This is a genomic window from Flavobacterium paronense, from assembly GCF_030409795.1.
Lineage (GTDB): Bacteria > Bacteroidota > Bacteroidia > Flavobacteriales > Flavobacteriaceae > Flavobacterium > Flavobacterium paronense.
In genome coordinates, this window is the sequence record NZ_JAUFQN010000019.1 from 728642 (window position 1) to 754060 (window position 25419).

Annotated in this window: 19 protein-coding genes; 12 read left to right on the forward strand and 7 right to left on the reverse strand. The window is 34.2% G+C overall.

Features of this window, described 5'->3' with window-relative positions:
• Positions 1–8: 8 nt before the first annotated feature.
• Positions 9–1091: a glycosyltransferase gene (locus QWY90_RS04715; RefSeq protein ID WP_290284709.1), complete on the forward strand. Its 1083-nt coding sequence runs from the start codon at positions 9–11 to the stop codon at positions 1089–1091.
• Between the two features lie 14 nt (positions 1092–1105).
• On the opposite strand, the gene QWY90_RS04720 is transcribed toward QWY90_RS04715, so the two are convergent.
• Positions 1106–2017 (reverse strand): glycosyltransferase family 2 protein, encoded by a 912-nt coding sequence (locus QWY90_RS04720; RefSeq protein ID WP_290284711.1) that lies wholly within the window; start codon positions 2015–2017, stop codon positions 1106–1108.
• Positions 2017–2913 (reverse strand): glycosyltransferase family 2 protein, encoded by an 897-nt coding sequence (locus QWY90_RS04725; protein WP_290284712.1) that lies wholly within the window; start codon positions 2911–2913, stop codon positions 2017–2019. Before QWY90_RS04725 ends, QWY90_RS04720 begins: the two co-directional genes overlap by 1 nt.
• 63 nt (positions 2914–2976) lie before the next feature.
• On the opposite strand from QWY90_RS04725, the gene QWY90_RS04730 reads away from it, so the two are divergent.
• Positions 2977–3798: a 2OG-Fe(II) oxygenase gene (locus QWY90_RS04730; protein WP_290284713.1), complete on the forward strand. Its 822-nt coding sequence runs from the start codon at positions 2977–2979 to the stop codon at positions 3796–3798.
• On the forward strand, positions 3798–5057 hold the full coding sequence (locus tag QWY90_RS04735; protein WP_290284714.1) for a glycosyltransferase family protein: 1260 nt from the start codon (positions 3798–3800) through the stop codon (positions 5055–5057). The genes QWY90_RS04730 and QWY90_RS04735 overlap by 1 nt, the downstream gene beginning before the upstream one ends.
• Here the strand turns inward: QWY90_RS04735 and QWY90_RS04740 are convergent.
• On the reverse strand, positions 5026–5709 hold the full coding sequence (locus tag QWY90_RS04740; protein ID WP_290284715.1) for a cell division ATP-binding protein FtsE: 684 nt from the start codon (positions 5707–5709) through the stop codon (positions 5026–5028). The two genes, QWY90_RS04735 and QWY90_RS04740, sit on opposite strands and share 32 nt — an antisense overlap.
• A gap of 209 nt (positions 5710–5918) precedes the next feature.
• On the opposite strand from QWY90_RS04740, the gene QWY90_RS04745 reads away from it, so the two are divergent.
• From QWY90_RS04745 to QWY90_RS04780, 8 genes are all read left to right on the forward strand, one after another.
• Positions 5919–8933 (forward strand): tetratricopeptide repeat protein, encoded by a 3015-nt coding sequence (locus QWY90_RS04745; protein WP_290284716.1) that lies wholly within the window; start codon positions 5919–5921, stop codon positions 8931–8933.
• Between the two features lie 5 nt (positions 8934–8938).
• Positions 8939–10678: a TonB-dependent receptor gene (locus tag QWY90_RS04750; RefSeq protein WP_290284717.1), complete on the forward strand. Its 1740-nt coding sequence runs from the start codon at positions 8939–8941 to the stop codon at positions 10676–10678.
• A gap of 85 nt (positions 10679–10763) precedes the next feature.
• Complete coding sequence (locus tag QWY90_RS04755) at positions 10764–11207, forward strand: hypothetical protein (protein ID WP_290284718.1); 444 nt, start codon at positions 10764–10766, stop codon at positions 11205–11207.
• Positions 11208–11363: 156 nt separating this feature from the next.
• Positions 11364–13037 (forward strand): asparagine synthase B, encoded by a 1674-nt coding sequence (gene asnB, locus QWY90_RS04760; RefSeq protein WP_290284719.1) that lies wholly within the window; start codon positions 11364–11366, stop codon positions 13035–13037.
• 232 nt (positions 13038–13269) lie between these two features.
• Complete coding sequence (gyrB, locus tag QWY90_RS04765) at positions 13270–15210, forward strand: DNA topoisomerase (ATP-hydrolyzing) subunit B (RefSeq protein ID WP_290284720.1); 1941 nt, start codon at positions 13270–13272, stop codon at positions 15208–15210.
• 127 nt (positions 15211–15337) lie between these two features.
• Complete coding sequence (locus QWY90_RS04770) at positions 15338–16273, forward strand: malate dehydrogenase (RefSeq protein ID WP_290284721.1); 936 nt, start codon at positions 15338–15340, stop codon at positions 16271–16273.
• A 214-nt stretch (positions 16274–16487) separates the two neighbouring features.
• A complete protein-coding gene (secDF, locus tag QWY90_RS04775) occupies positions 16488–19451 on the forward strand; it encodes a protein translocase subunit SecDF (protein ID WP_290284722.1) in 2964 nt (987 codons plus the stop codon).
• A 126-nt stretch (positions 19452–19577) separates the two neighbouring features.
• Positions 19578–20009 carry a hypothetical protein gene (locus QWY90_RS04780; RefSeq protein ID WP_290284723.1) on the forward strand — a complete coding sequence of 144 codons (432 nt, stop codon included), beginning with the start codon at positions 19578–19580 and terminating at the stop codon, positions 20007–20009.
• An 18-nt stretch (positions 20010–20027) separates the two neighbouring features.
• Here QWY90_RS04780 and QWY90_RS04785 read toward each other — a convergent pair whose 3' ends face one another.
• The 4 genes from QWY90_RS04785 to porX all read right to left on the reverse strand — a co-directional run bounded on the left by QWY90_RS04785 (position 20028) and on the right by porX (position 23786).
• Positions 20028–20414, reverse strand: coding sequence for a DUF4258 domain-containing protein (locus QWY90_RS04785; RefSeq protein WP_290284724.1), 387 nt, complete (start codon positions 20412–20414; stop codon positions 20028–20030).
• A gap of 66 nt (positions 20415–20480) precedes the next feature.
• A complete protein-coding gene (locus tag QWY90_RS04790) occupies positions 20481–21674 on the reverse strand; it encodes an alanine dehydrogenase (protein WP_290284725.1) in 1194 nt (397 codons plus the stop codon).
• A 43-nt stretch (positions 21675–21717) separates the two neighbouring features.
• The gene (gene tsaE, locus QWY90_RS04795) at positions 21718–22125 is read right to left on the reverse strand and encodes a tRNA (adenosine(37)-N6)-threonylcarbamoyltransferase complex ATPase subunit type 1 TsaE (protein ID WP_290284726.1); all 408 of its coding nucleotides are present in this window, start codon (positions 22123–22125) and stop codon (positions 21718–21720) included.
• A gap of 77 nt (positions 22126–22202) precedes the next feature.
• Positions 22203–23786: a T9SS response regulator signal transducer PorX gene (gene porX, locus QWY90_RS04800; RefSeq protein WP_290284727.1), complete on the reverse strand. Its 1584-nt coding sequence runs from the start codon at positions 23784–23786 to the stop codon at positions 22203–22205.
• A gap of 156 nt (positions 23787–23942) precedes the next feature.
• Here porX and QWY90_RS04805 point away from each other — a divergent pair, with 156 nt between their 5' ends.
• Complete coding sequence (locus QWY90_RS04805) at positions 23943–25361, forward strand: MBL fold metallo-hydrolase (protein ID WP_290284728.1); 1419 nt, start codon at positions 23943–23945, stop codon at positions 25359–25361.
• Positions 25362–25419: the final 58 nt, after the last annotated feature.

Here is a 25419-nt window from a genome sequence, read left to right on the forward strand (position 1 = left end):
AGTAAGAAATGAAAAACAACAACAAAATTGCTATAGTTTCCGCTTCACTTGGTGTTGGCGGTGCTGAGCGTTTTGCTGGATTGCTGAGTTTTATGTTGGACGACTTGGGTTACGAGGTGCATCATATCATTATTTTAGATCATGTTGCTTATGATTTCAAAGGAAAGTTGGTCAACTTAGGTAAATTATTTCCTGACGAGAAAGGTATTTTTAGAGCTGTAAAAAAAGGAAAATACATTGCCAAATATCTTGCTGAAAATGATATTCAATTGATCGTCGACAATCGTTCCAGACCAACAATCGCAAGAGAATTATTCACAAAATGGATTTATGGAAATCGAAAAATATATTATTTCTTTCACAGTTCTAATCTGGAAATGTATTTGACGAGTTCTGTTTTTTGGGCAAAATATATTTTTGGAAAAGCGACTAAATTAGTTTGTGTGTCTAATGAAATTGAAGAAAAACTTAAAAGTAAATATCAGTTCACCAATACAAAAACCATATACAATCCAATTGTTTTACCGGAAAAAATTGCAGAAAAACCGGCAGCCATTCCAGAAAAATATATCTTATTCTTTGGCAGATTGGAAGAAAAAATTAAAAATTTCAGTTTGCTTTTAAATGCATTTTCCAAATCAAAGGTTTATGAAAATGGAACTAAATTGCTCATTATAGGAGACGGTTCAAGTAAGAATTCAATTTTAGCTAAAATCGCAACATTGCAATTGGAAAATCAGGTTCAGATTTTAGCTTTTCAAAAAAATATTACGCCTTATATTCAGCATGCAAAATGTACCATTTTAACCAGTTATTTTGAAGGATTTCCGATGTCGATAATCGAATCATTAGCAGCCGGAACTCCAGTTATTTCTGTTGATTGTGAAACCGGTCCAAAAGAAATCATTCAAAATAATTTTAATGGATTATTAGTTGAAAATCATAACGATAATGCTTTGGCGCAAGCGATAAAAAGCATGATTGATGATGATAAATTATACCAAACTTGTAAAAATAATGCGCAAAAAAGCGTAGAACATTTGTCTTTGACAACCATTACACATCAGTGGAAACAATTATTAGATTTATAAAATCGTATTTCAAATTATCTAAAAACAGAATTTCCTATAAGCCGTTGCAAACTGATTAGCGGTTTTAACATAATCGATGGCAATTGAAGTAATAGTCTCTTTTTCCATCTTAAGTTTTTCAAATCTATTTCTGCATAAATTTCTTGTGAAGTTTTCCAATCGCCATTTAGATTGCATTTGATTACTGCCGAAAACCGATTTAAATCCATGTATTTTTTTAGTTTTAGATTCTGCTTTTCTTCCAAAGCATATTTTTCAAAAGTATACGATTCAAAAAAATAATTTGAATTTCGAGAAACACTTTTTTCATCATAAACATAGCAAGCCAATATTTTACGTATAAATACTATTGGGAATTGCAACCCGATTCTAATCCACAACTCAGTGTCTTCACCATGCTTTATTTTGGTGTCAAAGGCGCCAATATTTTCAAATACATTTCGGTGAATACAAGCACTAGATGTCCACAGTACACATTCTTTTTGGCTGGCATCAAAGAAATTCACAATTTCAAATTTAGATTTTGAAGAAATAGAATAAAGTGCCGGAATGCATTTGTTTTTGGTTTCAATTTCTATTGCAGCAGCAAAGACTTTTTGCTCCGGAAGCTCTGACGTAAAGCGATGCATCGTTTCTAAAAAATTAGGATGCCAAAAATCATCAGCATCAAGAAAGCAAATATAATCGGCAGTTGCTTTTTCAATTCCGAAGTTTCTGGTAATGGCAACACCTTCATTTTTTTTGGAATAATATTGAATTCGGTTGTCTTTAAATGTTGAAATTTTGGCTTCGCTTTGGTCAGTTGAGCCATCATTGACAATTATTATTTCATAGTCAGTAAATGTCTGGCTCAAAGCACTTTCTATTGTTTTGGCAACAAACTTTTCTTTGTTATAAACAGGTATGACTATGGAAAAATAGGGCATCAGCGTGAATTTATTTGACAAAAATAACCCAATCGATACACATCAAATATAAAAAGCGACGGATTTTTTGAGAGTAAATTTTTGGTATAACTATTTCTAAAAATTCTGAAGCCAAAAGCAGCAATTTTAACCAAATGCAGTTGTTTTAATTTGATGAATATTTTGGTCAAAGCAGTATCATTCGGATCAATAATTTTTCTATTAATGACCGTTTTTAAATTCTGCAACGAGCTGTGGAATTTCTCCAGGAAAATTGCTGATTTCTCCAAATTCAAATGATAAGCCGGATTGTCAATATGACCAATGGAAATTTGTTCTCTTTTTAAACCCAATATAAAAACAATGTCTTCATAGCCATAGTTAAAAATTTCGCTGTCAAAAGGATGTGAAAGCAAGACCTCTTTTTGAAGCAAAATATTTGAAATTAAAGCATAATGATAAGGATTGGAAAGTCTTTTAGTTAAAGGAATCTCTTCTCTGCTTTTGCCAAAAACCCATCGGAGCATTTCATCATCTTTTGGTCTTTCGTTATAATAAATAATGCCACCAAAAACGGCTTTTTCTTTTCCCTTTTTTAAGCTATCAATATAAGTTTTGATAAAGTTTTTTTCTTTTGGAAAAGTATCACAATCCATTAATAAAATCCAATCATATTTAGCTTTTTGAACTAAAGAATTTCTGTTTTGGCCACGACCGAGATTAACGGTATTACGCTCAAATAGGCAATTGGAAAGCTGATTTATTTTGGAATTGATTTCAGTAATTTCGTTAATGGGCGAAGCGTCATCTGCCACAATAATTTCAAATTCAATATTTTCCGAAACTGCCTGACGATGCAATTCTTCAACCAAAGGCAAAGTGTTGTAATTGTAGGTCGGAATTAGAATTGAAATCATTTAGAAAAACAGAATTAAATAATATATTTACAAAGAAAATGTTTTTTTCACAATTCTGACCTTATGAACCGAATAGAATTAGCAACGCTGATTTTTAACCGACTTGTTTCCGAAAAGGAAAAGCTAAAGAATGAATTCCAAAATTCAGATTCGAATATTGGTCATTTCTTTCTGGATGACTTGCTCCCAAATGATATTGCGTTACAAATACGGGCTGTTTTTCCAAAAGCCGAACAAATGGTTTTGAAAAAAAGTCTGCGGGAAGACAAGTATGTTGCAGCTCAAATGAATCTCTATCCTACCTTGTTAGAGGAAATTATTTATGCTTTTCAGGACGAAAGAGTAGTAAAGGTTATCAGTGAAATATGTGGTGTTAAAAATCCAATTCCGGATGAAAACCTTTATGCAGGCGGAATTTCAATGATGGGAAAAAATCAGTTTCTAAATCCGCATTTAGACAATTCGCATGACAAAGACCGCAACTTATGGCGTGTATTGAATTTGTTGTATTATGTCACTCCAGATTGGAAAGAAGAAAATGGCGGAAATCTAGAACTTTGGCCAGATGGTTTGAAGAATAAGCAAATTACCATTCATAGTAAATTTAACAGATTGGCTGTAATGGAAACACATAATGACTCCTTGCATTCAGTTTCACCCATTGTTTTTGATGGTTATCGTCGTTGTGTTTCAAATTATTATTTTGCCGATTCGCCTTTGAAGGAATCAGATAAATTTCACGTCACTTCTTTTCGTGGTCGGCCGGAAAATAAATTCGCAGATATGGTTTTGCAATTAGACACTTTTCTGCGGATGAGCTTGCAAAAAATCTTCAAAAAAGGCATCAAAGAAAATCCACATGTTTATAAAAAAGACAGCAAGTAATGAAATCTTTTTTTGGCAAATATAAATACCATATTCTTATATTAGTAATCGGAATAATTTGGATTTCAGTATTTGATTTCCTAACACAAATGAGTAGTCAAGGCGTCATGCATTCGGATTCTTATAACTACCAAGAATCGGCTAAAAATTTGTATGTTTTCTTTACAGGTCATATTTACCGACCCATTTTAATGGCAGCTATTACTGGAATTCCTTATCTTTTTGGAGGTTCTGATGAGAGTATTTTTGCGTTTAGTTTTTATGTTAATCTGAGCTGTTGGTTTGCTTCATTTTTACTTTTATTTGAAATTTTAAAAGAATTTAGTAAACCAAAAACAGCTTTTGTTTTCACTCTTTTTGCCATTTTTATTGTTGGAAATACGGTTCATGTTTTTCATTTGCTAACAGAGACTATATTTCAATTCTTTATCATATTAGCTTTTTATTTAATGCTGAAATACTATAAAACCAAAGAGTTTTGGTATTTGTCTTTATCGTTGTCTTTGCTTTTGTCAAGTATGTTGATAAAGCCTGGTTCAAAGTTTTTAGCGATTGTCGTAACACTTTATTTTATCAAAGAAATTTTAAGAAATTACAAATCAAAAAGTATTATCTTTTTGTACGGAAGTCTTTTGATGATTGGAATCCAGTGCGTGGGAATGAAATACCAGTTTGGAAATTTCACTATAACTTACATCGATTCGGTTACGTATTATGCCTATGTTGGAAGCAAAGCAATGTGTATAAAATACGGAAAAGAATACAGTCAAAAAGATAATCCACGAGCAGATTATTTATTCAGTTACGATGCCATTAATCAGAAAAAAATTGCCGGTGAAGATTTTAAAAATCAACTGCAGTTTAACACTTTAAATTTGACAAAAGCCTACTTTTTAGATATAATTGAAAATACAAAAAGCGGCAATAGTTGTATTGAAGAATGCAAAAACTGGAAGAAAAGAAGCCATTTTGAATTTTGGAGAAAGTTGCTTTTTGATGTCAGCAAATGGCAGAATCGTATTTTTACATTGCTAGCTTTTATTTTGGCTTTGTATTATTTTCTCAAAACATACAAGAAGCCAAGTGCATTAATATTTGCTAGTTTTTTTATCTTATATATTATTATTTTATCCGGAATTTCCTGTGGTCAAGGCGATAGATTTCACCTAGTGACTTTCTCTTTTATGTTAGTTCTTTTGGCAAAATACTTATCAGATACAAAATATTTTAAACCGTTTTTTGAACTACCTCAAAGATAGTGTTGTCTTCGCATTTCAACGTTTTGGATGGGAATTTCATCAGCAAAGCATAATCGTGTGTTGCCATAATAACGGTTTTCCCATTATCATTGATTTTTTTCAAAACACTCAATACTTCCACACTAGTTTGTGGGTCAAGATTTCCTGTTGGTTCGTCCGCTAAGATTAATTCGGGATCGTTTAATAAAGCTCTGGCAATAGCCACTCTTTGTTGTTCTCCTCCAGAAAGTTGATGCGGCATTTTGTTAGTCAAACCTTTCATGCCAACACTACTCAAAACGTCATCAATCTTAACTTGCATTTCTGTTTTATCTGTCCAGCCGGTAGCTTTTAAAACAAACAGCATGTTCTCATTAACGCTTCGGTCTGGTAATAGTTGAAAATCTTGAAAAACAATACCTAATTTTCTTCTCAAAAACGGAATATCATCTTCTTTTAAATTGACTAAATCATAGCCTACAATACTTCCGGTGCCAGTTGTTAACTGCAAATCGCCATAAAGTGTTTTCATAAAACTACTTTTTCCGGTTCCGGTTTTACCAATGATGTATAGGAATTCACCTTTTTTAACGTCAAGATTTATTTGTGATAAAATCACTTTATTTTCTTGATAAATAGTAACATTTTTTAAAGATAAAACAGTTTCTGACATGGGTAATTTGTTTATTGGGTAAATGTAATAAGATAAGGTTTGTATTCAAAATATATTTTTAAAATAACTTTTTGTCACCCTGAGCGCAGTCGAAGGGCCAAATCCTAAATCCTAAATCAAATTGTTTAAAAGAATGTTTATAATAAAAGGCATAGTTTCTACGTTATAGGATATAGGATACTATTTTTGGATAAATTAAAATAAAAACTATGCGCAAGATTTTAATGTTATTTTCTCTGTTTTTTCTAGTCGGAATTCCAATGATTTCGGCGCAACAATCAGCTATTTATACCAATAATTTATCGGAATTTGATAATGCGATTTTGTTGTTTAAAGACAAACAATACCAATCGGCTCAAATCTTATTCGAAAAAGTAAAACAAGATAACACAGCTCAAGATGTTCAGGCTGAATGTGCTTATTATATTGGTATTTGTGCAATTCATCTTAACCAAAATAATGCAGATGAATTGATGGAAAAATTTGTTGCCGATTACCCAACGAGTTCCAAACAAAACCAAGCCTATATTGAAGTAGCGCAATATTATTTTGAACAAGGAAAGTTTCCACAGGCATTGCAATATTTTGACAAAGTCGATGAAAATGCATTGACTTACGAACAAACAGAAAAATTTACTTTTCAAAAAGGCTATGCCTATTTCACTGCAGGCGATAAAAAAGCGGCAGCTGATTATTTTAATAAAGTTGTTAATTCTAAAGAATATGGTACACAAGCCAATTATTATTTAGGGTTCATGCAATATGAAGGGAACAATTATCAAGAAGCAAATAAGTATTTCCAAAAAGTAGAAGGCGAAGAAAAATATTCTGATAAATTGTCTTACTTCAAAGCGGATATGAATTTCAAATCGGGTGATTTTCAAAAAGCAATTGATGCCGGAATTGCTGCAATGCCCAAATCGAATGCTTCAGAAAAATCAGAATTGAATAAAATCATTGGTGAAAGCTACTTCAATCTACAACAATATGACAAAGCGTTGCCTTATCTAAAGGAATACAAAGGCAAAAAAGGCAAATGGAGTAACACCGATTTTTACCAGTTGGGTTATACGTATTACATGCAAAAAGATTATGAAAATGCGATTTCGCAATTCAATAAAATCATTGACGGAAATGATTCGGTAGCGCAAAATGCCTATTATCATTTAGGTGAATGCTATTTCAAAACCGATAAAAAGCAACAAGCTTTAAATGCTTTCAAGAGTGCATCGGAAATGGATTTTGATAAAAAAATTCAAGAAGATGCCAATTTGAATTATGCCAAATTAAGCTACGAAATTGGAAATTCCTATCAATCTGTGCCTGATGTTTTGTCTTCATTTTTGACTAAATATCCAAATTCGACAAGCAAAACAGAAATCGAAACCTTATTGATTAACTCTTATATTACGTCTAAGAATTACAAAGATGCCTTGACATTATTGGAAAAAAACAATTCTCAGGCAAATAAAGAGGCTTACCAAAAAGTATTGTTTTACAGAGGAATTGAATTATATACCGACGGAAGTTACCAAGAGGCTTTTAGTATGTTTAAAAAATCAATCGCCAATCAGAAAAATGAAAAAATAACCGCTCGTGCTACTTTTTGGAAAGGTGAAACAGAATATGTTTTGGATAATTTCAGCGATGCTTTGCAGAGTTTTAAACAGTTTGAAGGTTCTACCGAAGCCAAAGCAACACCGGAAAACAAGAACATTAATTATAACATTGCTTATGCCAATTTCAAACTAAAAGATTACGATCAAGCAGGGAATTATTTCCAAAAATTTGTTGATGGAAGCAAAGAGGACAAAGTGCGTTTGAATGATGCTTATTTAAGATTGGGCGATTCAAGATTCGTAACTTCTAAATATTGGCCAGCGATGGATGCCTATAACAAAGCCATCGATATGAAAGGTATTGATGCTGATTATGCGGCTTTCCAAAAAGCATTAAGCTACGGATTTGTGGGTAAAAACGATAAGAAAATAGAAGATTTCAATTCATTTCTGGCAAAATTCAAAACTTCACAATATCGCGATGACGCTTTGTTCGAATTAGGAAATACTTACGTTACAGAAAATAAAACTGATTTGGCAATTAAAACTTACGACCAATTGTTGAGTGAATTTAAAAATGGTTCGTTTGCTTCGAAAGCGATTTTGCGTCAGGGATTAATTTATTATAATGCTCAAAAAGACGATCAGGCAATAGCAAAATTCAAAGAAGTTGCGGCTAAATATCCAAGAACTCCGGAAGCTTTAGAAGCAGTTTCGACAGCGAGATTGGTTTATATGGATAACGGAAAAGTAAATGAATACGCGGCTTGGGTAAAAACACTAGACTTTGTTGAAGTTTCTGATGCCGATTTGGATAACGACACTTATGAATCAGCTGAAAAACAATTTTTACAAAACAATACGAAGCAGGCTATCACGAGTTTAAGTGGCTATGTTTCTCAATTTCCAAACGGAATTCACGCTTTGAAAGCCAATTTCTATTTAGCACAAGCACTTTACACCGACGGAAAAGAAGCCAATGCTGTCCCGAATTATGAGTTTGTAATCAGCAAACCTAGAAACGAATTTACCGAGCAATCGTTAGCACGTTTGGCTGAAATTCATTTGAAAAAAGACGATTATACTAAAGCGGTTCCAGTGTTGCAACGATTAGAAACTGAAGCTGATTTTCCGCAAAACGTAACTTTCGCACAAGCTAATTTGATGCGTGCGTATTACGACCAAAAAGATTATGCCAATGCAGTTGTTTATGCTGATAAAGTATTAGCAAACCCAAAAACAGACAATAAGATAAAAAGTGATGCGCAGATTATTGTTGCGCGTGCTGCGATAAAAGTAAATGATGAGCAAAAAGCGAGAGTGGCTTACGCGAAATTGCTAACCATCGCCAAAGGAGAATTAGCTGCCGAAGCCTTGTATTATGATGCGTATTTCAAAAATAAAGATGGCAAGTATGAAGATTCCAATAAAACCGTTCAAAAATTAGCCAGAGATTATTCGGGTTATAAATATTTTGGTGCCAAAGGGTTGATTGTTATGGCAAGAAACTATTACCAATTGAAAGATAATTTTAGCGCAACTTCTATTTTAGACAGCGTTATCAAAAATTTCAAAGAATTCGATGACGTTGTTGCCGAAGCACAAACCGAATTGAATATGATTAAAGGCGAAATTTCTAAAACGAATTCTTCTATCCAAAATTAAATCAAATGAAAAAGACATTTCAATATACTATAGCAGCCGTTTTATTTTTGGGAAGTTTCCAAAAGACAACCGCACAAAAGAAAGACGACAACATTGGAACCGAAGTAGTAAACGTGGTCAAACCATATACACCAACAATTTCCGATGCATTCAAAGTAAAAGAAACCCCAACTTTGGAAGACGATGATACTTCGAAAAAAGAGAACATTCAATACAATATTTTCTCGTTTCCGGTAGCCTCAACTTTTGCTCCAGCCAAAGGAAAAGCAGCTAATGTGGATAAAAGTCCGGATGAAAAAATATTCAGCAACTATATGACGCTCGCTGCAGGAAATTATGGTGCCATCAACGCCGAACTTTTTGTTACCGAAAACATCAGCAACACCGATTATTTTGGTGGAATGTTACGTCATAGTTCGTCTCAAGGCGGAATAAAAGATGTGGTTTTGGATGACAAATTCTTTAATACCGCTTTGGATTTAACCTATGGAAGTAGAACAAAAGCAATGTCATGGAATGCGGATTTGGGCTATAAAAATCAAGTGTATAATTGGTACGGAATTTATCCAGGATTTTTACCAGATGCAACGATTGCAACCATTGATGAACAGCAAACGTATCAAACTTTATATGTTGGCGGAAGATTAGGTTTGGACAATATTTTAAAAGAAAGCACATTAAAATTCAGTCGATTTTGGGATGCTTTTGGTTCGGCCGAAAATCGTTTTGTAGCCAAACCATCTTTGGAATTTGATATTGTTGAGCAAAAAATAAAAGCCGATTTTGTGGTAGATTATATCAGTGGTTCGTTTGATCAGAATTTTGATAAAACAGCATCGATAAAATATGGTTTTACTAATGTTGGATTCCAGCCAAGCATCAAAATTCATAAAGACGATTTGACCGTGAATGTTGGAGTTGGTTTCTTCTACAGTGCGGCTCAGGAAGCTGGCGAAAGTAAATTCTTTATTTATCCGCAAGTAACAGGTTCGTACAAAGTGGTTGGCGATCTGATGATTTTCTACGCTGGTTTGGAAGGAACCTTACAGCAGAATTCCTATCATGATTTTGTACAGGAAAATTTCTTTGTTTCGCCAACGCTTCTTGGGGTTGCACCAACTGACCAAAAGTTTGATATTTATGCTGGATTAAAAGGAAAATTGGCAAGTAGTGTTAGCTACAACATACGTGGTTCATATAAAAATGAAGAAGGCAAAGCATTATTTAAAAGCAATATCTATAACAACTTTAATGCTAATACTGATGGTTATACTTACGCCAATTCCTTTGACGTAGTTTATGATAAAGTAAAAACGCTTAGTTTCTTTGGTGAATTAAAAGCTGATTTTTCTAAAAACGTATCTTTTGGTATCAACGGAACATTTAGTAGTTATTCTGCCGATGCTGAAAAAGAAGCATGGAATTTACCGGCTATAAAACTGGCAACAACACTTGAGGTAAACATTACACCAAAATGGTATGCCGGAACAAGTTTGTTCTTTGTAGGGGAAAGAAAAGATGTTTTCAGACAGTCTACGGTAACGCTTCCTTTTCCAGAGGATCAAAACATTACGCTAAAAAGCTATTTTGATTTGAATGCGCATGTTGGATATAAATTTAGCGAGCGTATGACTTTCTTCTTAAAAGGAAATAATTTGGCTAATCAGAACTACGAAAGATGGTTTAATTATCCTGTTCAGGGTTTGCAGGTTTTGGGCGGCGCGAGTTATAAATTTGATTTCTAGTTCAGATTGTTAGAGCATTGGATTTTTAGATCGTTAGAAAAGGCCAATCTAAAAATCCAATAATCTAAAAATCCAACAATCCATTATGAAACAACAAATACTCCAACGCTACAAAGAAATGCTCCAAGACCGAATCGATGTTTTCCAAGACATGATTTCGGGTTTGACTGTTGATGCACAAAACGATGCGAAAGGCTCAGCAGGAGATAAACATGAAACGGCACTTTCGATGATGCATTTAGAGCAGGAAAAACTCAATCAAAAACTCAAAGAAATCCTCGAACAAAAAGCGATTCTCGACAAAATTGATGCTTCTCAAACACACATAAAAGTAGCTTTAGGAAGTTTGGTTATGGCAAACGGAATGCAACTTTTTATAAGCACGGCTTTACCGAAATTAATTCTTGAAGACAAAAGCATTTTTGCGCTATCTCCACAATCGCCTTTAGGAAGCAAATTGATGGGGAATGAAGTAGGTTTTGAATTTGATATGAATGGTAAGCCTTTTATCATTCAAAACGTTTCATAACACTTTCTAACTAAAAACTACCTTTTTTGATTTTTTAACTTTCATAAGTTAATAGTATTGTATTTTTTAGTTATAATTTATAATTAAATAGTTAATTATGTTTTTCATTTATAACTATTATTCCATCTTTGCCCCACAAAATTAAAATAAAAGAATATGTGTGGAATTGTATGTGCTTTTGATTTAAAACAAAAAGCAGAAGTCTTAAGACCAAAAGTGTTGGAAATGTCGAAAATAATTCGTCACCGTGGTCCGGATTGGAGTGGAATATACAGTGATGATAAAGCAATATTAGCTCACGAACGTTTGGCAATTGTTGATCCGGCTTCGGGGAAACAGCCTTTATTTAGCCAGGATAAAAAATTGGTTTTAGCAGCCAATGGCGAAATATACAACCATAGAGAATTACGCAAACAATTTGAAGGAAAATATACTTTTCAAACCGAAAGTGATTGTGAAGTTATCTTAGCCTTATACCAGGAAAAAGGGGTTCATTTTATTGATGAGATGAATGGTATTTTCGGATTTGCAATCTATGATGTTGAGAAAGACGAATATTTTATTGCCCGTGATCATATGGGAATCATTCCGTTGTATATTGGTTGGGACGAAAATGGAACCTTCTACGTAGCTTCAGAATTAAAAGCTTTAGAAGGCTATTGTACCAAAATTCAATTGTTTCCTCCAGGTCATTACATGTCAAGTAAAGACGGCGAATTTGTACAATGGTACAAAAGAGAATGGACAGAATTTGATGCTGTAAAAGATAATGCAACTAGTATAGAAGAAATAAAAACAGCGCTAGAAGCAGCCGTTCACCGTCAATTGATGAGCGATGTGCCTTATGGAGTATTACTTTCGGGTGGATTAGATTCTTCTATCACTTCGGCTGTAGCCAAAAAATACGCGCAGAAACGCATTGAATCCGGAGATACTGTAGATGCCTGGTATCCACAATTGCACTCGTTTGCTGTTGGTTTAGAAGGTTCTCCCGATTTGGCGGCAGCCCAAAAAGTAGCCGATCATTTGGGAACTATTCACCATGAAATAAAATTCACCATTCAAGAAGGATTAGATGCTGTTCGCGATGTAATCTATAACATAGAAACTTACGATGTTACAACAATTAGAGCATCGACTCCAATGTATTTGATGGCAAGAGTTATCAAATCAATGGGAATCAAAATGGTCTTGTCAGGTGAAGGTTCAGACGAATTGTTTGGGGGCTATTTATACTTTCATAAAGCTCCAAATGCTAGAGAGTTTCATGAAGAAACGGTTCGTAAATTAAGCAAATTACACATGTACGATTGTTTACGAGCGAACAAAAGTTTAGCTGCATGGGGAATAGAAGGTCGTGTGCCATTTTTAGATAAAGAATTTATGGATGTTGCGATGCGAATCAACCCGCAAGACAAAATGATTAATGGCGAACGAATGGAAAAATGGGTGCTTAGAAAAGCTTTTGAAGACATGTTGCCTGCAAGTGTAGCATGGAGACAAAAAGAACAATTTAGTGATGGCGTTGGGTATAGTTGGATTGACACTTTGAAAGAAGTGGTGGCAGAGGCAGTTTCTGACGAACAGTTAGCCAATGCTAAATTTAAGTTCCCAATACAAACGCCAACATCAAAAGAAGAATATTATTATCGTTCTATTTTTACCGAGCATTTTCCAAGCGATGCAGCCGCTTTAAGCGTTCCTCAGGAAGCAAGTGTTGCTTGTAGTACCAAAATTGCTTTAGAGTGGGATGAAGCGTTTAAAAACATGAATGATCCATCGGGAAGAGCGGTTGCCAGTGTTCATGATGACGCCTATGTGAAATCATAAAAAGTAAAAAATTTTTGCTTAAAAATTAAGCTCATGCTAAAGCCATGAGTTAAGATTGAAGTTTAGTTGTTTGTAAAAAACGCTCGTCATTTTTGATGAGCGTTTTTTTGTTGAAATCATGCCAAAAATGTTAATAACTTAAAGGTTTTAAACCCAATTTTCAATAGGAAATCCTATACGTTTTTATATATTTGCTCGTTAGACAAAAATAGAATTTTTACGATAAAATAATATGAGCGACGAGATTAAAAAGAACAGTTATTCGGCCGATAGTATTCAGGCATTAGAAGGAATGGAGCATGTAAGAATGCGTCCTTCCATGTACATTGGAGATACTGGAGTTAGAGGATTGCATCACTTGGTTTATGAAGTAGTGGATAACTCTATAGATGAGGCATTAGCTGGACATTGTGACACTATTGGTGTTATCATAAATGAAGATAATTCGGTTACCGTTGAAGATAACGGACGTGGTATTCCGGTTGACATGCACAAAAAAGAAGGCGTTTCTGCGCTTGAGGTTGTAATGACCAAAATTGGTGCGGGAGGAAAATTTGATAAAGATTCATATAAAGTATCTGGTGGACTTCACGGTGTTGGAGTTTCTTGTGTAAATGCCTTGTCAGATAATTTAAGAGCTACAGTTTACAGAGACGGGAAAGTTTACGAACAAGAATACGAAAGAGGAAAAGCAATGTATCCTGTGAAGCAGATTGGTGAAACTACCAAACGTGGAACTATGGTTACTTTTCATCCTGACAGAACCATATTTACTCAAACTATCGAGTATTCATATGATACTATTGCAGGTCGTATGCGTGAATTGTCTTTTTTGAATAAAGGAATTACCATTACACTTACCGATAGAAGAGATGTAGATGATAAAGGTGAATTTGCTTCAGAAGTTTTCCATTCAAAAGAAGGATTAAAAGAATTCGTTCGCTTTTTAGATAAAGGCCGTGAATCTATTATTTCGCATGTGATTAGCATGGAGCATGAAAAAGGAGAAGTTCCTGTTGAAGTGGCTTTGGTATATAATACCAGCTACTCTGAAAATATCTTTTCCTATGTAAACAATATCAACACGCACGAAGGTGGAACGCATTTGCAAGGTTTCCGTATGGGATTAACGCGTACACTGAAAAAATATGCTGACTCTTCGGGTTTATTGGATAAATTGAAATTCGAAATTACAGGTGATGATTTCCGTGAAGGATTGACCGCTATTATTTCAGTAAAAGTGCAGGAGCCACAGTTCGAAGGACAAACCAAAACCAAATTAGGAAACAGAGAAGTTGTTTCTCCGGTTTCTCAAGCGGTTGCCGAAATGTTAGAGAACTATTTGGAGGAAAACCCAAATGACGCCCGAATCATTGTACAAAAGGTAATTCTTGCTGCACAAGCTCGTCATGCTGCTAAAAAAGCACGTGAAATGGTACAACGTAAAACCGTTCTTGGCGGTGGTGGTTTACCTGGAAAACTGTCTGACTGTTCAGAACAAGATCCTGCAAAATGTGAAGTTTATCTTGTCGAGGGAGATTCGGCTGGTGGAACAGCAAAACAAGGTCGTGATAGAAACTTTCAAGCAATTTTGCCTCTAAGAGGTAAGATTTTGAACGTAGAAAAAGCGATGCATCACAAAGTTTTTGAAAATGAAGAGATTCGAAATATTTTTACTGCCTTAGGAATAACTATCGGAACTGAAGATGATAGCAAAGCATTAAACTTAGAAAAACTGCGTTACCACAAAGTAATTATTATGTGTGATGCCGATGTTGATGGTAGTCATATTTCTACCTTAATATTAACATTCTTCTTCCGTTTTATGAGAGAACTGATTGAAGGCGGACACGTTTATATTGCGGCTCCACCTTTGTATTTGGTGAAAAAAGGAAACAAAAAAGAATACGCATGGAATGATGACCAACGCGATTTGGCCAATGAAAAGATGGGTGGAAGTGCAGCAATTCAACGTTATAAAGGTCTTGGAGAGATGAATGCGGAACAATTATGGGAAACTACGATGGATCCAACGTATAGAACTTTACGTAGAGTTACGATTGATAGTTTGGCTGAAGCCGACAGAGTATTCTCAATGTTGATGGGTGATGAGGTTCCGCCAAGAAGAGAGTTTATAGAGAAAAATGCGGTGTATGCTAAAATAGATGCTTAACTAGCCCCGATTGCAACGGTATCCTTTTACACCTGACAGGTTTTTGAAACCTGTCAGGTGTAAAAAATAAAGTGAAAAGCGGGAAACAGCTTCAAAAAAATAAAACAAACAACAAAATAATAAAAGAATGAAAGTTACAATCGTAGGAGCAGGTAATGTTGGCGCAACATGCGCAGACGCTATTGCTTACAGAAGAATTGCCAGCGAAATTGTGTTGGTAGATATTAGAGAAGGATTTGCTGAAGGAAAAGCGTTAGACATTATGCAAACGCAAACTACTTTAGGTTTTAATACCAAAATGGTTGGAAGCACCAATGATTATGCTAAAACAGCCAATAGTGATGTAGTAGTTATTACGTCTGGAATTCCAAGAAAACCGGGAATGACACGTGAAGAATTGATTGGGATTAATGCCGGAATTGTAAAATCGGTTGCAGAAAGTTTATTGCAACATTCTCCTGAAGCGATTTTTGTAATTGTTTCAAATCCAATGGATACGATGACTTATTTAACTTTCAAGTCGTTAGGTTTGCCAAAAAACAGAATCATCGGAATGGGCGGAACGCTTGATAGTTCCCGTTTCAAAACCTATTTGTCATTGGCTTTAGATAAACCGGCAAATGATATTCAGGGTATGGTAATTGGTGGTCACGGAGATACAACTATGATTCCGTTGACAAGATTGGCTTCTTATAATGGTGTTCCGGTTTCTGAATTTTTATCGGCAGCTGAATTAGAAAAAGTTTCAGCCGATACTATGGTTGGTGGAGCTACTTTGACCGGATTATTAGGAACATCTGCTTGGTATGCGCCAGGTGCATCGGTTTCTTTTTTGGTAGATAGCATTTTGAATGATCAAAAGAAAATGATTCCATGTTCTGTTTACCTTGAAGGTGAATATGGACAAAGCGATATTTGTATCGGAGTGCCTTGTATCATTGGTAAAAACGGAGTAGAAAAAATAGTTGATATCACTTTAAATGCTGATGAAAAAGCAAAATTTGCTAAGAGTGCGGATGCCGTTAGAGCTATGAATGGTGACTTGAAATCGATATTAGGATAATAATTATATAGTTATTCATAAAAGACTGCTTATATGCAGTCTTTTTTTTGATATTAATCAGTAAAATATTGGTTAATCTTATCTATAATTATATATTTGCACGTTTCAAAAAAAATGAAAGTATTGTAAATTCGAACCTTTAGCTTCTAATGTTTTGAATTTCAGTATATTTTTATAAAAATAACAACAAAAAAATTAATTAATTTTAGTAATAATGCAGAATAAAGGACTAGTTAAATTTTTCGCAATACTATTTGCATTGGTAAGTATCTATTCGCTTTCGTTCACTTTTGTGGCCAATAAAGTAAAAGAGGATGCCAAAAACTTCGCAGGAGGAAATCCGGCAAAAGAAATTAAATATCTTGACTCTATTGGAAAAGAAAAAGTCTTCCTTGATTTTTTTACTTACAATGAAGTAAAGGACAAACAAATCAATAAAGGTCTTGACCTTGAAGGAGGAATTAACGTAATTCTTCAAATATCTGTAAAAGATGTTTTGAAACAATTATCTAATAATTCTAAAAACCCTGTTTTCAACAAAGCATTAGAAGATGCAAAATTGAATCAAAAAGGAAATCAGTCTTATCTTGATGCGTTTTTCGAAGCATTTGATGCGAATAAAGGAACTACAAAATTAGCTTCACCTGATATTTTTGCCAACAGAAATCTTCAAGGACAAATCGATTTTAATATGACGGATGACCAAGTGAAAAAAGTCTTGGTTAAAAAAATTGACGAATCAGTTGAATCGGCTTTTGGTGTATTAAGAAGTCGTATTGATAAATTTGGGGTAACCCAACCAAACATCGTTAAACTTGGACAAACAGGAAGAATCCTTATCGAATTACCAGGTGCAAAAGATGTTGACCGTATTAAGAAATTAGTTTCAAGCAAAGCTGAATTAGAGTTTTGGGAAACCTACAAAGCAGAAGAAATGATGGGCTTTTTGCAACAAGCAAACGAAGCTTTGAAAGCAACTGTTAAAAGTGATGAGAAAGTTGCCGCTGCTAAACCAACAGATACGTTGACTAAATTATTAACGGATAAGAAAACAGATTCGGCTTCGACTAAAAAAGGAAACAATCCATTATTTGATAAATTCATTTCTCAAGGTGGTGGACCGGTTTTAGTAATTGCTTCACCAAAAGATACAGCAACAATCAACTCGTACTTGAAAAGACCTGAAATTCTTAATTTATTACCGGCAGACAAACGTTATGCAAAATTTGCTTGGGGTAAACCAGATGTAAAAGTTGATGAGAAAACTAAAAAAGAAACTGAAACAGTTGAATTATATGCTTTAAAAGGTAACAGAGACAATACTGCTCCAATGAGTGGTGGTGTTATTGTTGACGCTAGAGATACGTTTGACCAAATGGGCAAACCAGCGGTTTCTATGAAAATGAATGGTGCCGGAGCAAAAATTTGGGAAGAATTAACAGGAAGAGCTTTTACTCAAAAAGGGTATATAGCCATTGCTTTAGATAACGTCGTTTATTCTGCACCTGGAGTTACTTCTGGACCTATTTCAGGAGGAAGCTCAGAAATAACAGGTAGCTTTGAAGTTGCTGAAACTAAAGATTTAGCCAACGTTTTAAGAGCTGGTAAATTGCCTGCTGCTGCCGAAATTATACAATCAGAAGTAGTTGGACCTTCTTTGGGAGACATCGCAATTCATGCGGGTTTAATTTCTTCTATCGTTGGATTCCTTATCGTATGTTTCTGGATGGTTTTCTATTACGGAAGAGCTGGTTGGTATGCTAATGCTGCTTTGATATTGAACTTACTTTTCTTGTTTGGTGTAATGGCAAGCTTTGGTTTTGTATTAACATTACCCGGAATTGCAGGTATCGTTCTTACATTAGGAACTGCAGTTGATGCAAACATCATTATATATGAAAGGGCAAAAGAAGAACTCCGTGACGGAAAAACATTAGGCGATGCTGTAGTTACTTCTTATGGTTGGAAAGGTGCTATGCGTTCCATCATTGACGCGAACGTAACACACGTTTTGACCGGAACAATCTTATATGTTTTCGGAACAGGATTAGTTCAAGGATTTGCTTTAACGCTTTTAATTGGTATCGTTACTTCATTGTTTACATCAATTTTTATTGCTAGAATATTTATTGATAGAGATATTGCTCACAACAGAAAATTAACATTCTCAACTAATATCACTAAAAATTGGTTTACAGGTTTCCACTTTGATTTCGTTGGAATTAAAAAATGGACTTACTTGTTCTCCTCTGCAGTAGTAGTTGCTAGTTTAATTTCTATTTTCTTTGTTAACGGATTGGATCAAGGTGTTGATTTTGTTGGTGGAAGAACTTTTCAAGTGAAATTCGAAAAACCAGTTGAACCAACTCAAGTTTCAGAAGAATTATCAAAAGCTTTTGGTACTACTGTTGAAGCCAAAGTATTTGGAACAGATGACCAATTGAAAATTACAACCAAATACAAAATCAAAGAAGAAGGTGTTGAGGTTGATAAAGAAGTAAATGAGAAATTATTCGCCAGTTTGAAAAAGTATTTTAATGCTAATCAGACGTATGAAAAATTCATCAACTCTTATGATGGAAAAACATTTGGAGTATTGCAATCTTCTAAAGTAGGAGCAGCGATTTCTGCGGATATTAAAACAAACTCATTCTGGGCCGTTATTGGTGCCATGTTAGTGGTTGGTTTATACCTTGTGATTTCATTCCGTAAATGGCAATATTCCCTTGGAGCATTAGCCGCTGTTTTCCATGACGTGATTTTTGTATTGGGTATTTACTCTTTATTATATAAATATATGCCTTTCCACATGGAAATGGATCAGCACTTTATTGCAGCTATTCTAACCGTTATTGGATACTCAATGAATGATACCGTAATTGTATTTGACAGAATTAGAGAGTTCTTAGCTGGTAACAGAAAAGGACACTTTAAAGATGTAGTAAACGCTTCTATTAATACTACACTTTCAAGAACATTAAATACCTCTTTAACGATGATCATGGTATTGTTAATCATGTTCATCTTTGGTGGCGATTCTATCCGAGGATTTATCTTCGCGATGTTAGTAGGTATTGTCGTTGGAACGTATTCTTCCTTATTTATTGCAACACCAGTATTGGTTGATACAATGAGTAAAGAAGCCATTGAAGATATTGAAAAAAGACACGGTAACTAAGTTACTTCGTCTATAAAATAAAAGGGTTGTCAGTTTGACAGCCCTTTTTTTGTTAGATTTGTTTTTGGATGATGCCGATATTGAGAACTAGACAACCACACATTAACAGATTAATAAAATCAAAATATGAATTTTAAAGCCATTAAAATATTAACGATCATTTTAAGTTTATTAATATTTTTTATCTCGTTGAATAAAAACGCTGTTACAATAGATTATCAAGGAATAAAAACAGTTCCATCGTTAGATTACTTTTTTATGGGAAGTATTGCCTTCTTGGGAGGTGGACTTTTAGAAGAAATTATATGGTTGGCAAATCCGTTATCTTTAATTTCAATATTTCTATTATTAATGAATAAAAGAAGTTCATATAAATTGAGTTTATCAGCTTTAATATTAGCTGTTTCATTTTCATCTTGGAATGAATTACTTGGCGCAGAAAGTGGTGCGTCGGCTAAAATAATATCTTTAGAGTTAGGTTATTATCTTTGGGTGTTGAGTATATTAATATTGACAATTGGAACTTATATATATTTTAAATTACAAAAAGACGAATAAACAAAAAAGCCAAACTTACTAGTTTGGCTTATCATTTTTAATAATATTTCTCAACACCGCTTTATCAGGATAATTAAGTACTTCTAAAGTGATAGCTGCATTCTTGCTGGTTTTTCCATAAATGATATATAGTTTTCCACCTTCTTCCTTGATATTGCTTTTGTCAAAATCAACATCGCCATGGGTTAAAACGCTTTTGATATCGGTTGTATCAACCCAATCTTCTGAAAGTCTTCGCGAAGCTTCGGTATCATAGATAAAAGGTTTGTTTCTAAGGTCATTTAAAACTCTGGCATTGGGGAAATAATTGCAACGCGTATCTTTTCCGCTAAGTACCATAGCTACAAAAAAACAGCCCATAACCAAACCCACTAAATAGTAGGCAAAACGTTGGTAAAACTTCATATTGATTAATTTTTGGGCAAAAGTAATCAATGTTAGTTTGTCAATAAATTTTAATGAAGATTTATTTTAGAAAACAATCAAATTAATATCATTATCCGGAAGATTAAACCAATCGCCAATGGCTTTGTTGGTCAAAATGCCATGGTATAAATAAACACCATTTTTCAAACCTTTGCTACACCGAATGGCGCTTTCTAAACCACCATCTTCTGCAATTTGCAATAAGTAAGGCGTAATTATATTACTAATAGAAAGTGAAGCCGTTTTAGAATAACGTGAAGGAATATTAGGCACGCAATAGTGAATGACATTGTTCTTAATAAATGTAGGGTTTTCATGTGTAGTTACTTCCGAAGTTTCAAAGCAACCGCCAGTATCAATACTAACATCAACTATCACTGCACCTTTTTTCATGTGTTCAACCATAGTTTCAGTAACCACAACCGGGCAACGTTCTTTACCACGTAAGGCTCCAATGGCAACATCACATCGGCGCAACGCTTTTAATAAGGATTTGGGTTGTATGGTTGATGTAAATATTCTTTGATTTAAATTATTTTGCAATCGGCGTAATTTTGTAATTGAATTATCAAAAACCTTCACATTGGCACCTAAACCTAACGCTGTTTTGGCTGCAAATTCTCCGGCTGTTCCCGCACCAAGAATCACAACATCGGTAGGAGGAACACCCGTAATGTTTCCGAATAATAACCCTTTACCAAATTCGTTGTTAATCATTAGTTCGGCCGCAATCAAAACGGATGCTATTCCCGCAATTTCACTTAAAGACTTTACTGCCGGATAAGAACCGTCTTCGTCTTTAATATATTCAAAAGCTAATGCTGTAATTTTTTTCTTTGATAGTGCTTCGAAGTATTCTTTTTTTCTGGTTTTTAATTGAATGGCTGAGATAACAATCGCGTTCATGTTTACTACCTCAATTTCAGCCATGGTTAAAGGTTCAACCTTCAAAATCATGGGACAACTCAATACTTTCTTAGTGTCATTTGTAATCGTTGCTCCGGCATCGCTAAATTCTTTATCGGTATAGCTTGAACTCAATCCGGCTCCCGACTCAATCATTACTTTGTGGCCATGTGAAGTAAGAGAATTGACAGCATCAGGCGTTAAACAAATACGTCTTTCCTGATATGAAGTTTCTTTTGGAATTCCGATAAAGAGTTCGCTTTTATGACGATATACTTCTAATTTTTCCTCTTGAGGTAAAAGTTGCTGCTTTGTGAAAGGTGTAATAGCCATAATGGACAATTAATTTTGCTCCAAATTACAAAAAAATATTCAATTATGTCAATCTGAGATTTCTTTTGCCATCAACAGATTGAGACAAAATAATGGTAGAGAAATCATCGGGAAGTAAATTTGGAATCTTTTCAGCCCATTCAATAAAGCACCAATTTCCGGAATATAAATAGTCTTCGATTCCGATATCCAAAGCTTCGATTTCTGATTTTAATCGGTACATATCAAAGTGATAAACCTTCACATTATCCTCGGCTTGATATTCATTTACTAAAGAAAATGTTGGGCTACTGGTCGCATCAGTCACACCCAATTCTTTTGCTAAAGCTTTAATCAAAGTTGTTTTTCCAACGCCCATATTGCCATGAAAAAGGATTACTTTATGCGGTTTTTCAAGTATGATTTTTTTGGCTACTTGTTTTAGTTCGTCAAGTGAAAAAATGATTTCCATAAATGAGTTATGAGTTATGAGTTATGAGTTATGAATTATAAGTTGGACTCATAACTTATAATTCATAACTAAAATTACTATTTTGGATTAAAAACTAAAAATGGCACTATCATTTCTTCTAACGAAATTCCACCGTGCTGATAGGTGTTTCTGTAATAACTCACATAATGATTGTAATTATTGACATACGCCAAGAAATAATCATTCTTTGCAAAAATATAGGAACTGCTCATATTAATTGTTGGCAAACCAATTTTCTTAGGATCTTTAACGGCATAAACTTCTTTGTCTTCATAAGTCAGACTTCTTCCGGTTTTATAACGCAAATTCAAACTGGTGTTTTTATCGCCAATTACTTTGGAAGGATTTTTTACGTTAATCGTTCCGTGATCAGTTGTGATTATCAATTTAAAACCTAACTTTTGTGCTTGTTGGATGATTTCCAGCAACGGTGAGTTTTTAAACCAGCTTAAGGTTAAAGAGCGATAGGCTTTATCGTCTGAAGCTAATTCTTTTACTACATCCATTTCGGTTTTGGCGTGAGATAGCATATCCACAAAGTTGTAAACTACTGTAACCAAATCATTATCTTTTAATCCTTTGAAGTTTTCTGCTAACTTTTTACCGCTTGTCAAATTGGTTATCTTGAAATAATCCTGTTTGATATTTAGTCCTAATCTTTTTAAATGTGCCTTTAAAAATTCGGCTTCATAGAGATTTTTTCCGCCATCTTCCACATCATTTTTCCAATATTGCGGAAACTGTTTTTCCATTTCTAAAGGTGTTAAACCCGAAAAAATGGAGTTTCTTGCATATTGTGTGGCTGTTGGTAAACTTGCAAAATAGGGAACTTCTTTTTCTAGTTTATAATGATTTGCAACAACGCTTTCCATTACTTTCCATTGATCATAGCGAAGGTTATCAATTACGACAAAAAGTACGGGTTTAGCTTTACTCAGTTCGGATCCGCCTCGGGTATCTTTTTTTACCAGTTCGGGAACAACTAATTCTCTGAATAGTGTATGCGATTGAATTGGCCTATCGGCTTTTGGTTCGAACCAGTCTTCATAATTACGCTCAATAAATTTACTGAACTGTGCATTGGCTTCCACTTTTTGGCTTTCGAGAATTTCGAACATACTTTGGTCGTTGATGTTTTCTAGTTCCAATTCCCAAAAAATAAGTTTTTTATAAAGTTCAACCCAATCTTCATAACTGTTTACCATTGCCATTTCCATTGCAATTTTTCTAAACTCTTTTTGGTAATCAAGTGTAGTTTTTTCAGAAATCAATCTGGAATGGTCTAAGTTTTTCTTCAAACTCAACAATATCTGATTTGGATTTACAGGTTTTATCAAATAGTCGGCAATCTTGGAACCAATAGCTTCCTCCATGATATATTCTTCCTCACTTTTGGTAATCATAATCATAGGTGTAGACGATTTTTTTTCTTTCATTTCCGAAAGCGTTTCCAAACCACTCATACCAGGCATATTTTCATCTAGAAATACAATGTCGAAGTTGCCATCTTCAAAAGCATCAACAGCATCCCGTCCATTGTTGAAAGTAGTTACTTTATAGTTTTTCTTTTCCAGAAATAGAATGTGTGGCTTTAATAAATCAATTTCATCGTCAACCCAAAGTATTTTGATAGGATCCATAGTTGTGTATTGTTTAATGCAAATTACTACAATTATAAAACGTAGTAATATTAAAATTATTATAAAAAAATAAAGTTTTTTAGATGTTATGGCTTCAAATGATAATTATCATTTTTATAAGACTTAGTGTTTAATAGCTTTGAGGTAATAGTAAATATGAAAATTGAACAAATTTACACAGGATGTCTGGCTCACGCTGCCTATTATTTAGAAAGTAATGGAGTAGCTGCTATTTTTGATCCATTGCGTGAAGTGCAGCCTTATATTGACAGAGCAAGAAGGGATAATGCTAAAATAAAGTATGTTTTTGAAACTCATTTTCATGCCGATTTTGTGTCGGGGCATTTAGATTTAGCCGCAAAAGAAAAGGCAACAATTGTATATGGTCCGACTGCAAAGCCTAATTTTGAAGCTCTGATAGCTTATGACAATCAAGTTTTTGAAATAGGGAAGTGCAAGGTTAAAGTAATTCATACTCCGGGGCATACTATGGAAAGTACCTGTTATTTGCTTATTGATGAAAATGGGAAAGAGCATGGAATCATTACGGGTGACACGCTTTTTATTGGTGATGTTGGAAGACCTGATTTAGCTCAACATGTTATAGCCGATTTAACTCAGGACAGATTAGCCCGTTTGCTTTTTCATTCTTTAAGAGAAAAAATCATGCCTTTGTCAGATGATCTAATAGTGTATCCAAATCACGGTGCCGGAAGTGCTTGCGGCAAAATGATGAGCAAAGAAACCACAGATACTTTGGGTAATCAAAAGAAAACGAATTACGCTTTGAATCCAAAATTTACGGAGGATGAGTTTGTTGTTGCCATTTTAACCGGATTGACAGCACCACCTGCTTATTTTCCTAAAAATGTGCTACTGAATATTCAGGGATATGAAAGTCTAGATACTGTCATTCATCGCGGTCAGAATCCGTTTGATGTTAAAACCTTTGAAATTGTTGCTAATGAAACAAAAGCATTGGTTTTGGATACCCGTAAAGCATCAGAATTTGCCAAAGGATTTATTCCGAATAGCATTAACATTGGTTTGGATAGTAATTTTGCTATGTGGGTAGGCGAATTGATACCCGATTTGAAACAACCAATACTACTTGTGGCTGAAGACTCCGAGAAAGTTCAGGAAGCTATTATCAGACTGTCAAGAGTAGGTTATGATTACTGCATAGGTTATTTGAAAGGTGGATTTGAGGCATGGAAAAATGCTAATAATGAAATCAATACGGTTGAAAGAGTTACGGCTGAGGATTTGGTTATTTTAGAAGAGATTCACGAAACACCCATTTTTGATGTCAGAAAGCAAAGTGAATTTCAATCGGAACATATTAAAGGAGCCAAAAATATTCCGTTAAATGAAATTAATAACTATTTAGATGTTTTTCCAAAAGACAAGTTTTTTGTCATTCATTGTTTAGGTGGTTACAGAAGCATGATAGCAGCTTCTATTTTAAAACAAAGAGGTTTTGAAAATTTTGCAGATGTTACCGGTGGATTTAACGAAATTAAAATGACAAACATTCCAATAACTGACTATGTATGTCCGACAACATTGTTATAAAAAAATCAAAGTATTGTTAAAGTATATTTGAACTCTAATTTATTATTTACATTTATAC

Coding starts and splice junctions, on each gene's coding strand:
- QWY90_RS04785 (WP_290284724.1), bottom strand. CDS start 20,414: ATGAAGTTTTACCAACGTTTTGCCTACTATTTAGTGGGTTTGGTTATG.
- QWY90_RS04740 (WP_290284715.1), bottom strand. CDS start 5,709: ATGTCAGAAACTGTTTTATCTTTAAAAAATGTTACTATTTATCAAGAA.
- QWY90_RS04730 (WP_290284713.1), top strand. CDS start 2,977: ATGAACCGAATAGAATTAGCAACGCTGATTTTTAACCGACTTGTTTCC.
- QWY90_RS04750 (WP_290284717.1), top strand. CDS start 8,939: ATGAAAAAGACATTTCAATATACTATAGCAGCCGTTTTATTTTTGGGA.
- porX (WP_290284727.1), bottom strand. CDS start 23,786: ATGGATCCTATCAAAATACTTTGGGTTGACGATGAAATTGATTTATTA.
- gyrB (WP_290284720.1), top strand. CDS start 13,270: ATGAGCGACGAGATTAAAAAGAACAGTTATTCGGCCGATAGTATTCAG.
- QWY90_RS04780 (WP_290284723.1), top strand. CDS start 19,578: ATGAATTTTAAAGCCATTAAAATATTAACGATCATTTTAAGTTTATTA.
- QWY90_RS04720 (WP_290284711.1), bottom strand. CDS start 2,017: ATGCCCTATTTTTCCATAGTCATACCTGTTTATAACAAAGAAAAGTTT.
- QWY90_RS04735 (WP_290284714.1), top strand. CDS start 3,798: ATGAAATCTTTTTTTGGCAAATATAAATACCATATTCTTATATTAGTA.
- asnB (WP_290284719.1), top strand. CDS start 11,364: ATGTGTGGAATTGTATGTGCTTTTGATTTAAAACAAAAAGCAGAAGTC.
- QWY90_RS04790 (WP_290284725.1), bottom strand. CDS start 21,674: ATGGCTATTACACCTTTCACAAAGCAGCAACTTTTACCTCAAGAGGAA.
- secDF (WP_290284722.1), top strand. CDS start 16,488: ATGCAGAATAAAGGACTAGTTAAATTTTTCGCAATACTATTTGCATTG.
- QWY90_RS04805 (WP_290284728.1), top strand. CDS start 23,943: ATGAAAATTGAACAAATTTACACAGGATGTCTGGCTCACGCTGCCTAT.
- QWY90_RS04745 (WP_290284716.1), top strand. CDS start 5,919: ATGCGCAAGATTTTAATGTTATTTTCTCTGTTTTTTCTAGTCGGAATT.
- QWY90_RS04755 (WP_290284718.1), top strand. CDS start 10,764: ATGAAACAACAAATACTCCAACGCTACAAAGAAATGCTCCAAGACCGA.
- QWY90_RS04770 (WP_290284721.1), top strand. CDS start 15,338: ATGAAAGTTACAATCGTAGGAGCAGGTAATGTTGGCGCAACATGCGCA.
- QWY90_RS04725 (WP_290284712.1), bottom strand. CDS start 2,913: ATGATTTCAATTCTAATTCCGACCTACAATTACAACACTTTGCCTTTG.
- tsaE (WP_290284726.1), bottom strand. CDS start 22,125: ATGGAAATCATTTTTTCACTTGACGAACTAAAACAAGTAGCCAAAAAA.
- QWY90_RS04715 (WP_290284709.1), top strand. CDS start 9: ATGAAAAACAACAACAAAATTGCTATAGTTTCCGCTTCACTTGGTGTT.